9 protein-coding genes and 2 tRNA genes are annotated in these 12,075 nt (G+C 38.1%); 1 reads left to right on the top strand and 10 read right to left on the bottom strand.

Features of this window, described 5'->3' with window-relative positions:
* The 4 genes from ABDH28_07245 to ABDH28_07230 form a co-directional block, all read right to left on the bottom strand.
* Positions 1 to 986 (bottom strand): YifB family Mg chelatase-like AAA ATPase (locus ABDH28_07245; GenBank protein MEN2998809.1); only part of this gene is annotated, 986 nt, incomplete at its 3' end.
* 146 nt (positions 987 to 1,132) lie between these two features.
* On the bottom strand, positions 1,133 to 1,987 hold the full coding sequence (locus ABDH28_07240; protein MEN2998808.1) for a TIGR02757 family protein: 855 nt from the start codon (positions 1,985 to 1,987) through the stop codon (positions 1,133 to 1,135).
* A 93-nt stretch (positions 1,988 to 2,080) separates the two neighbouring features.
* Entirely contained in the window at positions 2,081 to 4,396 is a 2,316-nt protein-coding gene (gene hypF, locus ABDH28_07235) for a carbamoyltransferase HypF (protein ID MEN2998807.1), read from the bottom strand.
* A gap of 13 nt (positions 4,397 to 4,409) precedes the next feature.
* On the bottom strand, positions 4,410 to 6,725 hold the full coding sequence (locus ABDH28_07230) for an alpha-hydroxy-acid oxidizing protein (protein MEN2998806.1): 2,316 nt from the start codon (positions 6,723 to 6,725) through the stop codon (positions 4,410 to 4,412).
* A gap of 183 nt (positions 6,726 to 6,908) precedes the next feature.
* Between ABDH28_07230 and ABDH28_07225 the strand changes: the two genes are divergently transcribed.
* Positions 6,909 to 7,571 carry a thioredoxin family protein gene (locus ABDH28_07225; protein MEN2998805.1) on the top strand — a complete coding sequence of 221 codons (663 nt, stop codon included), beginning with the start codon at positions 6,909 to 6,911 and terminating at the stop codon, positions 7,569 to 7,571.
* A 13-nt stretch (positions 7,572 to 7,584) separates the two neighbouring features.
* Here ABDH28_07225 and ABDH28_07220 read toward each other — a convergent pair whose 3' ends face one another.
* The 6 genes from ABDH28_07220 to ABDH28_07195 form a co-directional block, all read right to left on the bottom strand.
* Positions 7,585 to 10,041: a hypothetical protein gene (locus ABDH28_07220; protein ID MEN2998804.1), complete on the bottom strand. Its 2,457-nt coding sequence runs from the start codon at positions 10,039 to 10,041 to the stop codon at positions 7,585 to 7,587.
* 3 nt (positions 10,042 to 10,044) lie between these two features.
* Positions 10,045 to 10,872, bottom strand: coding sequence for a 50S ribosomal protein L2 (gene rplB, locus ABDH28_07215; protein ID MEN2998803.1), 828 nt, complete (start codon positions 10,870 to 10,872; stop codon positions 10,045 to 10,047).
* Between the two features lie 10 nt (positions 10,873 to 10,882).
* Entirely contained in the window at positions 10,883 to 11,254 is a 372-nt protein-coding gene (locus ABDH28_07210; protein ID MEN2998802.1) for a 50S ribosomal protein L23, read from the bottom strand.
* Between the two features lie 16 nt (positions 11,255 to 11,270).
* Positions 11,271 to 11,343 (bottom strand) — tRNA-Arg (locus tag ABDH28_07205).
* Between the two features lie 4 nt (positions 11,344 to 11,347).
* A tRNA-Met gene (locus ABDH28_07200) sits at positions 11,348 to 11,421 on the bottom strand.
* Positions 11,422 to 11,705: 284 nt separating this feature from the next.
* Entirely contained in the window at positions 11,706 to 11,924 is a 219-nt protein-coding gene (locus tag ABDH28_07195; GenBank protein ID MEN2998801.1) for a hypothetical protein, read from the bottom strand.
* Positions 11,925 to 12,075: the final 151 nt, after the last annotated feature.

Genomic DNA, 12,075 nt, shown 5'->3' with positions numbered 1-12,075 from the left:
ATTATTCCTTCCTCAAGGGGTTGTCTTAAAACCTGTAAGACGTTTGATTTAAATTCCTGAAGTTCGTCAAAGAAAAGGACACCGTTGTGAGCTAGGCTTATTTCACCCGGTTTAGGTATTCTACCACCACCTATTATTGATACATCTGATGCAGTGTGATGAGGAGCTCTGAACGGTCGTTCACTTATTATTCCATTCTCTCCGAGCATTCCGGCTATACTATAGATCTTTGTAGTCTCTACTATTTCCTTCATACTCATCTCTGGCATGATGGTGGGAATTCTTCTTGCTAGCATAGTTTTACCACCACCGGGGCCACCGATCATAAGTATGTTATGCCCTCCAGCTACAGCAATCTCAATAGCTCTCTTGGCTGAATACTGCCCCCTGACATCAGAGACATCCATGTCAGGTTGTTTGTTTCTGACAATGTTTATCTCCTCCTTCAAAGGAGGAATACTACAATTTCCGCTTATAAATTCTGATACTTCTCTTAAATTCTTTACGGGAAAGATGTTTATGTGTTCAGAAACAATACTGCATTCCTTTGCATTTTCATCGGGTATGAAAACGTTTTTGAAGTTGTTTTCTATAGCAAACAAGACCACAGGAAGAATACCTTTTGTGTGTTTTACACGGCCATCTAGAGAAAGTTCTCCAACGAAGATCGTATTATTGAGATCTACAACTCCGGAATCGTTTATCTGCCCAGAGCCTACGAGTATACTAATTGCTAAGGCTAAGTCCAAAATTGAGCCTTCCTTCCTTATGTATGCTGGAGCCAAGTTCACCAAAATTCTCTTTAGGGGGAAAGAGTATCCTGTATTCAGAATACTACTACGAACTCTCTCTTTAGATTCCTTTACGGTTGCGTCAGGCAAGCCAACTATCTCAAAACTTGGGATCTTAGCTTCAATATTGACCTCAACCTCAACTAAAGAAGCGTTCAACCCAACAACGGAAGATGAATAAACCTTACTCACCATATTTCCCTCCTCAAACTCCAAAGAATATTAAACAAGAATACTCAAAATTTTATTACAATGCTTCTTTAATGCTAAGAAAGGTAGGAAGTAGAAGATGGGAGAAATATTGTTAGCTGAGAGATAAAAGTGTTATCAGTTTTTAGAGCTTAGGAGTTGATATCTTTTCTAGTCACGCCGTATCCAAATATTGCAAAGTCGTACTTAATGGGATCCATTGGATCAAACTCCTTTAGTTTTTCTGTTATTTCTTCAGCAGTTAACCAATCGTTTTGGTTCCTTTTTGTCAAGCCAAACTCTCTGGAGACTCTTAAAACATGAAAGTCAAGAGGTATCACTAATGCAGATGTTGGAATAACATCACTCCACAACCCAGTGTCGACTCTATCCTTCCTAACCATCCATCTAAGAAACATATTAAGTCTCTTACAGGCACTACCTCTTTTAGGAGTAGGAATAAGCGAGTAGATAGCTGAAGATAGAGAATTATTCCACCCCAACATCTTATCAACAACATAGATAAGAATTTCTCTTACGTTTTTTGAACTTTTGTTATTCTGATATGCCTCGTAAAACAGGTTCTTAAGGCTTCCCCATCTTCTTAGAACCTTTCCAACAGAATAAATCACATAGCCGATTTCTTCCCCCAAGATGTTCCTATATGCAAAATACGAAAAATTCCTCAACTTATCGGGTAAACTATCAATGTCAAAGTTGATGGTATATTCGTAAGGTGTCCCCTTCATTACATTAAAGAGCAGTTCCTCGGTTTTTGAAATTATCTTCTCTCTTTTTCCCTGAGACATGACAGAAGCTATAAATCCAGCTACCTCTTTATCTCTCTCTTCGCTAAATCTATAGACAAATTGTATAGGATCGGAAAGTATAAACTCAGGAGTGCAGTAAAGTTCGTAAAGGTAGTCTAGTTTCTTTTTAAGCTTGTTAGAATTAGTTTCTTGCTTAGAGTTAGGCCAATCTGGTCCAAAAAGAGAGTTTTCTTCCATGCCTTACATAATATATTATAAGAGATCTTCAAGATTTGAAAACTTAGGTGAGAAGTAGGAATTTTGGTGTTCTAGATCTATTCTCCAGAGCAGTTAGGTGCGGTGCGATATAAACAGAGGATATACGACCTGTCCTAGTGAAATCCCTCCGTCATTTGGAGGAACTTTCCTGTTAACCATCACACTAAAACCACTCTCTTCAAGTCTCCTTATCACAGTGTCAAGAATATAGCTGTTTTGGAATACTCCACCACTTAACGCAACTTTGTTACATAAGGAGAATTTAGCTATTTTGGAAACGCAATCCTCTATTATCTTAACCATGGTGTTGTGAAACTTCAGGCTTATTGTCTCTCTGGGGACACCATCTTTGAGATCCTTTACTATGCCTATTACGATATTTCTCCAATCAACAGTTTTACCATTGATTTCATATTCATATTCTCCCACGTTACTTTCTCTTGAGGAATAAAGAGCAAACTCTAACTCCATAGCTGATTGTCCTTCAAAGTTTGAGTGTTCTGAGATACCAAGTATTGACGAAACTCCATCAAAAAGTCTTCCCGCACCACAAGATTTTACATACATTCCTTTCTTATACATACTCACAATTTGGTTAAAGTTGCTTCTGTTACCAAAAATCCTTTCTGCTTCGTCTAGTTGTGAAGATAGAAGTAATAAGGCTATTCCTATTCTGTATACCTCTCTGATAGCTTTTTCACCGCCTACAAGGGGTATAGGAAGAAAGTGAAATACTCTTTCAAACTTTCCATCAGAAACTAGAAAGAATTCACTTCCCCACATTTCACCGTCCATTCCATACCCTGTGCCATCCCATCCAACGCCTATTACTTTCTCACCAAGAGAATCATTTTCAGCAGTGACGGATAGGATGTGAGCTAGATGGTGCTGAACCTTCAGCAATGGAACTTCTAACTTTTCGGAAAGTGCCTCTGCAAACTGAGTAGAATAGTAATCTGGGTGTAGATCACAGACGATGTATCTAGGCTTTATTTCGTAGAATCTCAATAGATCGTTGACACTCCTCTCAAATGCCTTTACGGACTCAAGAGTTTCCAAATCTCCGATGTGTTGGCTAAGAATTACATAGTTATCAGTAGAAACTGCAACTGTGTTTTTAAGGTGTCCACCAACAGCTAGGATGTTTGGTAGTTTTCTACTGAGTGTAATAGGCCTAGGAACGAAACCTCTTGCCCTTCTTAAGAGAAGACTATTTCCTGAAGGAGTAATTCTTATTACGCTATCGTCAACATGCCTAACTATCTTACGATCGTGTATAAGAAAGTAATCAGCTATGCCCATAAGCCTTTGAAGTGCTTCATCGTTGTCTATACATATAGGTTCATCCGAGATATTACCACTTGTGCATACTAAAGGTATCTTAACTTCTTCCATAAGAAGAACGTGCAGTGGTGAGTAGGGTAACATGCAACCTAAAAAGGGGTTTCTAGGAGCAACAAGCTCTGATATTTTGGTATTCTTTTTCTTTCTAAGTAGCACGATAGGAGCAATGTAAGAACTTAGAATTTCTCTTTCTTTAGGTGATATATAGCAGTAATCTTCAATATCCTTTATTCTTCTAAACATTACTGCAAATGGTTTTTCTTCTCTCCTTTTTCTCGTTCTCAGTTTTCTCACAACATCGTCAATATCCGCTCTACACACAAGCTGAAACCCACCTATTCCCTTTAGAGCAATTATATTACCTTGAAAAATAAGTCTTGAGGTTTCAATTATCGTTTTTCTAGTGTAATCTCTCAGTCCATTTTCGCTGAAATCTTGCCTTTCAATTACCCTTGATTGGTTAGCATCAAGTAAGGAGATGTTAGGGCCACAGGTAAAGCAGGCTATTGGTTGGGCGTGAAATCTCCTACTTCTTATGTTCTCATATTCCTCCTTGCAGGTTGGACACATTTCAAATTCCTTCATTGAAGTATTGTTTCTGTCGTAAGGAACATCCTCAACGATTGAGAATCTGGGACCGCAGTCTGTGCAGTTTATAAAGGGATAGAGAAACCTTCTATCGCTTCTGTTGAGTAACTCTTCTCTACATTTATCACAAATACCAATGTCGGGGGGAATTATTGGAAATTTCTCTTTGCTTTTGACACTCTGTAGGATTGAAAACTCTTTCTCTCCTAATGAAGGAATTTCACTGATGTGTATAGATAAAATTTCACTAGCTTTGGGATGAAGAGTTTTAATTGTGTTAAGAAACTCTTCTATCTTGCTCTCTTTGCCTTCCACTTCAATAAGCACTCCCTTGGTGTCGTTTTTGACCCATCCTCCAAGGCCAAGTTTTTTAGCAACTCTGTATACAAATGGTCTAAATCCAACACCCTCAACTAATCCTTTAACCTCTATTAAAAATCTCTTAGTATCATTCACAGGAAGCACTCTCCTACAGTATTCTGGTCTTAGGTTTACTTGTGAAAGTTTTCCTAGTGAAGTGTAGAGTCTCACCCTTTTTGATAAGGGGTGGTGGTTTGATTTTTTTAAGCTCCTGTATATTTTCAGCACCTAGTATTTTCATAGTTTCTCTTATCTCACTTTTTATCTTCTCCAAGTAATACTTTACCCCATCTACTTCACCGCCGAAGGCGTATATTGTAACAGGTCTTCCTATACATACAAAGTCTGCTCCCAAGATTAAAGCTTTAACAACATCCGCTCCGCTTCTAAAGCCACCATCTATTCCTATCATAACTTTCTTCCCCCTAAGGGCTTTGACGATACCGGGAAGCACACTGATAGTTGAAGGTAATGAGTCATTTACCCTGCCACCATGGTTTGAAACAATTATTACTTTAGCTCCAGCTTTGTACGCTGATAAGGCATCGCTTGGGTTCATGATTCCTTTGATTACAAAAGGTAGTTTAGTAGAGTTTACGATTTCTTCAAGCTCTTTATCACTCTTAGGTTCAACCTCTTGGTTTCTTAGCTTCATGGTAGGTATTAGGAATCCATCAACGTCCATTCCTACAGCAATAGCTCCAACTTCCTCTGCTTCCTTTATTCTCCTTATAATTTCTAGATTATTCCTTCTGGGTTTGTAGATTCCTATTCCGTTTCCGAAGTTCTCTAGAATCGCCCTGATTCCCAGTTTATATTTTTCTGGGGTTGCACTATCTCCTACCATTGCAATAGTTCCTGAGAACATAGCTCCCTTTATAACCCATCTAATATACTCAAGTTCTTCCACCTTTCCTCCAAGGTTTGATGTTGTTCCAGTGATAGGTGCAACGATAACTGGCAGGTCCAGTTTCAGTCCAAGGAAATTGATAGAAGTGTCTATGTTTTTTGCTGAGTGGATATACCTTGGCATGAGCTTATATTCTCCTAAGACTCTTACATTTTCTACAAATGATTCACCACTACCTATTCCACCTATTCCGGGAACCTTACCTCTACAGCTTTCCCCATCGCACCTTTTACAAACATAACAAGCTCCATTAAACTTTCTTCGGGCTTTCTCTAGTATTTCGCTTTCGGGTGTCACCAGTCCGCTAGATTCTGTTAAAATTTTTATCCTCCTTATCCCATTGTTTACATTTCTTATTGCTTCTTCACGAGTCTTCCCTACCGCTATGATGTTTCCAGCCTTGTCAAGATTGCTTTTGGGCTCACCTACAGCATCACCTTCTTTAACCTTTATAAACACATCCTTAACTCCATCTACACCTCTAGCCTCCTCAACACCACTTATTGACGTAACTACCCCCTTGTATGGAATTAAGGCTCTCTCAATGCAGGTAAGTTTATACTCATATCTATTTATCTCAGGTTCTTTCCCCAGATGAATAAGAAGGATATTTCTCATAAGGTTTACTCCCGTGGAGTAAGGAAAGGTGTGTGTGGACATAAAGCCCCCGGAAAGCCTTGAGGCTATTTCTCCTATGTAAGGCTTATTGTCAACAGAGATCTTTATATCCCCTTTGGCAGAACCGTTTATTATTCCAACAGCTCTTATGGCTTTCTTAAATTCCTCTATTGCGATTTCAACAAGATCACTTGGAAGATTGGTAGGCATAATGTGACCTGTTTCAACAAAATAAGGAGGGTATTCTATTATTCTATCCGCAACGCCAGTTATAATAATCTCTCCCCTATAAACCAAAGCATCAACGCTAAGCTCGTTTCCTTCAATAAATTCTTCAACTAATACCTTCCCTTGGAAAGAAAAACCCATACTTTCCCTGAAAGATGACTCAATATCTTCTTCGGAACTAAGCTTTTTTACTCCCCTTGCTCCCATATTGTCAATAGGTTTTATCACTGCGTACTTTCCTTTATCTCTTAAAACCCTAAAAGCAGAAATTACCTCTTCCAATGTAGAACAAAGGAAAAACTCAGGAACATTGACACCCTCTCTGACTAGTGTTTCTCTCATTAGGTATTTGTTAGTGGTTTTCAGCGCAGTTTCTGGAGAAATCAAAAATGGAGCAACTATTTCGTTTATTTTTGCCACTGTATAAGACATGTCAGTACCTACGGTAATTGCTGTAGCAACTTCATCTAATAAATTCTCCTCCCGAAGCTTTACAATTATGCTTTCGTAATCCCTAGTGCTTATTGGGAAAAACACATCACCTATCTTTGAGCCTATACAATCAGGGTCCTTATCAAAAACAATCGCCTTAAACCCAAGTTCTTTTATTTCTCTTATTATCTTTTCTTGGAGAATTCCTCCCCCGATTGATACGATATACTTCTTCACAGTATTTATGATAAAAAACTGGTATTCCGTTTTCCAAAGAAATACAACAAAGTTTAATTCCCGTAGTATTGCTTTATATCTGGAGCCTGTAGCACTTATTGGAAAAGTGGAATTTTTTAGACTTTCTTGACTTATCTCTGGATAGTTAGTATATTTACCGCATAAAAACTTTTGGAGGCTTTTATGGGAAGAATCATTGATGACGATTCTAGGAAATTTTTAGAGGAAAAGTTTCAAGAGTTGAGAGATGATGTAGAGGTGAGAGTATATTACAACTCATTGGATGAGAGTGTTAGGGACTATGTAGAGTTTACCAAAACTTTTTTTTCGGAATTAGCGGAGGTCAGTAGTAAGATCAAGCTTCAGCTTGTGGAATCTAGTATTGGGTCTAAAACCTCAACAGGTCTTACTATAAGAACTATTCCAAGTGTAACGATAGGTGAGGATAGGGGGTATAAGATTTTATTTAGTGGTTCTCCTCTTGGATACGAAGCAAGTCAAATTGTTGAAACTATTGTTATGATTTCTACTGAAAACCATGAGCTTGGTGATGAAGTAGCACAGAAGTTAAGCTCTCTATCTAAGCCTGTGAATATAAAGGTATTTGTAACGCCTACATGTCCTTATTGTCCAGGATCTGCTTATTTAGCAAATAGAATTGCAGTTGCATCTAGGGGAAAAGTGGTAGCTGAGGTTGTGGAAGCTAACGAGAACCCAGACTTAGCAATGGAGTGGGGTATAGAGAGTGTTCCTACTCAGATAATAAATGACTCTTATGAATCAAAGACGGTAGGACTACAGAACGAAGAAGAATTTGTAAATCAAGTTTTGAGATTCGGCAAGTAAGTTTTGCTTCCTTCTAAATCTCAGTGAAAATGTTTTTTAGGAAGAAATTCCTTCCGAAGATTCCGGAAGTGCTGTCAAGCTCAAATATCCCGTAGTTTCCAATTCTCAAGTTTAAGAATATCTTGTTCTTGACAAATATTGTATCCTTTTCATCTTGTAAGAAGATGTTTCCATATCTATCAACTCTTGCAATAAATCCAAAAATCTTATTTGTCTTTCCTCTAATTGCTTCTCTTATGTTCCCACAGCTATTTTTCATTCTTATTTCGTCAAAATTACTGCTAAAGAGAAGTAGTGAGAAACCCAAAGTTTTGAATTCTTCTCTTGCAAGTGCTAATCTCCTCTGAATTTTTGGTAAGGATTGTGGAATCTTTAGCAGTGTTTCTCTGTTGTCCATAGTATCAAAGGCTCCCGCCTTCACAAGTTTGCTTACATCTCTTGGAAATTCTTTTCCGACCCTAGCATAGAATTCGCTAAAGCTTTTGAAATAGCTTTCTTCCCTCTCTCTGATAATTTTCTCAACTACTTTTGTGCTGACCTTAAGGCAGGCAAATGGCAGGAAGAAATTCCCGTTTTCCTCATAGACCTTGCTGAAAGATGCCTTATTAATATCAATTCCTCTAATGCTATAACCTCTGTTGATAAGTTCTTGTAATACGATGAAGGAGTATTTTCTTTCCTTAACAACAGTGTTTTTTAGAACCGAAAGAATGAATTTTGTTTCATCTTCTGCCTTTAGTCCGGCATACGCGAGAAATCTATAGAACTTTGGAACTTCAATAGACTTTATCCCCAGAATATTCTTGTATCTTACTACCAATCTCGTAATCTTACTTGATGTTTCTTTGTCCATTCCGTTTTCAACAAGTGTTCTAAATAGATCAACTTCGTTTATTCCGGTGTCCTTCTTGTCTCTTGACCAAACTATACTTAGGAGGATCTCAACTGTTTTTTCATCAAGCATTTCAAGAATATCTTCAACAAAGAGAGGATATTTTTGTGACACTATCTCTTCCATTAAACCCTTATAGTATGGTTTGAGTGATAGAGTTTTTGCGATGTAGAATAGGCTTAGAGTATCTTTAATACCTTTTATGGTGTGTTTGCTTCTTATATCTTTCCAAAATGCTGAGAGCACATAAGGTGGCATAAAGCCTTCGTCATTTCTTATGATATCCAAAACCTTAAAGTGAAAAGCTTTAGTGGGTAGGTATTCAATATGTCTGATATCTAAAACTGCATCATAGGTTTTTTTGCAAAATTCAACACCAATGTTGTTTTTGTGCTTTACTCTCTTGCGCAGATATTCTGGGGAGTAAAAAAGTCTGTTACTAACTCTAAAGGTGGTGACGATATTCTTTAGATAGCTTCTTACAAGCTCTTTGCTTCTTTCGGGTAGTGCATGTATTTTCTCGTCAACAAAATTTTCTCTTATGTGAACTGGGTATGCTCTGTAGAATAGTTCGTCGCCAAAGTTTGAGGCTAGCACTTCTGTGAATTTTTCTTTTGAAGAGACGTCAATGTCAATATAGAAAGGCTTCTCATTAAGCAGATGAGAGAGTGAGATAACTTTTGATTTATTAATCTTGATGAGTTTTAGCTTTTCAAATATGAAGGAGGTAGAAAGAATGTCGGATATTACAGTGCCATGTTTTAGAAATTCTTCAAAGGATACTATAAGTTTATAGAAAAACTCACAGAGACCTAGTTCCTTTATCTTGAAAAATTCTCTCCGTATTCTATCGTCAACTTTGGTAGAGGAGAGGATTTTATTCCACAGTAATGAAGAGAAGGTTTCTTCACGGCTTGAAGATTGGATCTCATAGTCTCTCACGTCGTTTATCTTCTCTAGTGTGTGTTTTATCTTGTTTATTGCCTGTTCTGGTAGATCCTCTAACTCTTTTATAATGTAAGATGTGGTAGGTAAGGGTGAAGGTGTGGGTATAAATTCTTTGAGTAAGCTAGAGTATTTTTCTAGCTCTTGAGATATTGTTGAGTAATGGAAGGGTATTATGTAATCAACTTTTGATATAACATCTCTGATGAGATTTTTGTTGTTTTTGCTGATACCTATACCTAGTTTCCCGAGGAAGATGTTGTAGAGGTAGGAGAAAGCTTCTTTACTTTTACCGCAGTAGAAGATGATGATATCTAGGTGCTTTAGTTCTCTAATGTTAGGAGATTCTCTTCTTCCTAGGTTTTCTAGTGCTTGGAAAGAGTTTGGCACAATATATGTTACGAATTTTTGGTTGTTGATTGTTATGGGGGTTCGTATAGCTGGGAAGAATATAACGGAAGTTTTGGGCAGGGAGAAGATTTCCTCAATCCAGAATGGATAATTTGGATCGGAGATACCTATTGCTTTAAATCCATTGTCAATAGCTATTTTCTGTATAGATGTAAGGTCTAGGACGGATTCTCTTGAGAAGGAGGTATATACTCCTATTAATCCGATGGGTAAGATTAGCATTAATTATTTTCTTCTTTGGAGGATATACTTGTTTGTTGGTGAATTTTTTCTTCTTGTTTTGTATCCTAGGCAAGGTTTTGCCCAAGGGGTCATAGGGTAGGGATAACCTTTCTGTTTTCCTCCTTCACCTCCGCCGTGTGGGTGGTCAATAGGGTTCATTGCTACTCCTCTGACTTTAGGTTTTATTCCTAGCCATCTGCTTCTTCCAGCTTTGCCGATTCTTATGTTTACGACGTCGGGATTACTTACCTGTCCGATTGTTGCATAACAAGTGAGTAACACCATTCTTACTTCTCCAGACGGTAGTCTGAGTATTGCGTACTTTCCTTCCTTAGCCTCAAGTTTTGCAAAAGTACCACCACTTCTAGCAAGCTGTCCTCCTTTTCCAGGGTGCAGTTCAACGTTATGGACTGTTGTTCCTATAGGGATGTTTTTTAGCGGTAAAGCACAACCAAGTTCTATCGGTGCATTTTCTCCAGCCATCACTTTGTCTCCAACCTTTATACCAAGTGGAGCAAGAATGTATCTTCTTTCACCATCTTCGTAAACTATTCTGCAAATCCTAGCACTTCTGTTAGGATCGTATTCAATGGTTTCCACCTTTGCCCACATGTTCCTTTTGTCTCTCTTGAAATCAATTATTCTATAGAGTCTCTTGTGCCCACCACTTTTGGTAAAAACAACTGTTCTACCAAGATTATTTCTGCCACCAGTCTTTTTAAGACCTACAGTGAGTTGTTTACAAGGCTCGTCTGTGGTTATTTCTGAAAAATCGTATCCTGTTCTATTTCTAGATGCATTGGTGATCGGTTTGTAAATCTTTATTCCCATACATAACCTCCTACTTCTTTAGCTCCATCTTTTTCCCTGTCTTTTTTTCTTCTTTCTTTTCTTCTTCTTTGCCTGTTTTTGTTGAAACCTCTTCTAGTATAGGAATGGTGCCTTTTGCGAGTTTGATATATGCTTTTTTCCAAGAGGAGGTAAATCCTTCTCTTCTTGCCACGAACCTTCTCTTTTTAGGTTGGATGCAAGTATTAACTGAAGCAACTTCTACATTGTAAAGTTTTTCTATTTCTTGTTTTATCTCCATCTTCGTTGCATTTTTTCTTACCTTGAACACGAAAAGACCTGTGGGTTTATTATCTTTATCTGTCATCATATTACGCACTTTTTCGGAGTTTAATATCGGTGCTAAGATAACAGACCTTGGCATTCTGACCTCCGGAAGTTGCGCCCGGCGGGACTCGAACCCACAACCCTCTGCTTAGAAGGCAGATGCTCTATCCTTTGAGCTACGGGCGCAAATTTGCGGGGGTTGGATTTGAACCAACGACCTCTGGGTTATGAGCCCAGCGAGCTACCTGACTGCTCTACCCCGCGTCGCAATATAAATTATACTGAAGTTTATTCCTCTTTCGCAAACTGAAATTACCAAAAATCAATAAATTCCAGTTTTCATTAGGTGAGTAGACAAGATTCTACTTTTTGTCTACTTACCCTCTTTGTTTCTAGATAGTGTTGACAGTCACACAGCTTAGCTTCATCCCAAGCCTTTTAACTACTTGTTGGAAAAGATGTTCATCTAATCTTATTTAACCCCTCAAACACCTCAAGACAACTCAACTCCCTGTCATACATAACAAGCCTATCCCCTATCACCTCTTTTATCTTCTTGATATCTCAAAATCCCACACCCACTTACTCTCATAACTCTGTGAGAGTATCTTCGTTGACATCGGAAACACCGCAAATACTATCGCTCTTCCCTTGTATGCAGTAGCGAAGTATAGAAGGACAACTTCCGCTATCTTCTTCCTGAGTTTGGATGGAAGGTCAAATAGAAAGTTTTTGATAAAGTGGTTTATAGTTTTTTTGATATTCATACATGCCTCCTTTTGCCTTTATTTTAAGGGCAAGAGGAGGTTTTTTCACTTTAATTTTTACCAAACTCTACTACAAACTTCAGACCCCAAACTGAAGCATAACGATATACGATATCATCAGTCTCACAACAACTTTACCCTTCTCTCAAAC

Source organism: Brevinematia bacterium (assembly GCA_039630355.1).
GTDB lineage: Bacteria > Spirochaetota > Brevinematia > DTOW01 > DTOW01 > SKYB106.
Note: the sequence above shows the minus strand (reverse complement) of the source record. Positions and strands in the feature narration are given on the sequence as shown.

Bases quoted from the DNA above. Each gene is read 5' to 3' on its own strand.
- ABDH28_07240 (MEN2998808.1), bottom strand. From the start codon at position 1,987: ATGGAAGAAAACTCTCTTTTTGGACCAGATTGGCCTAACTCTAAGCAA.
- ABDH28_07225 (MEN2998805.1), top strand. From the start codon at position 6,909: ATGGGAAGAATCATTGATGACGATTCTAGGAAATTTTTAGAGGAAAAG.
- ABDH28_07220 (MEN2998804.1), bottom strand. From the start codon at position 10,041: ATGCTAATCTTACCCATCGGATTAATAGGAGTATATACCTCCTTCTCA.
- rplB (MEN2998803.1), bottom strand. From the start codon at position 10,872: ATGGGAATAAAGATTTACAAACCGATCACCAATGCATCTAGAAATAGA.
- ABDH28_07210 (MEN2998802.1), bottom strand. From the start codon at position 11,254: ATGCCAAGGTCTGTTATCTTAGCACCGATATTAAACTCCGAAAAAGTG.
- ABDH28_07195 (MEN2998801.1), bottom strand. From the start codon at position 11,924: ATGAATATCAAAAAAACTATAAACCACTTTATCAAAAACTTTCTATTT.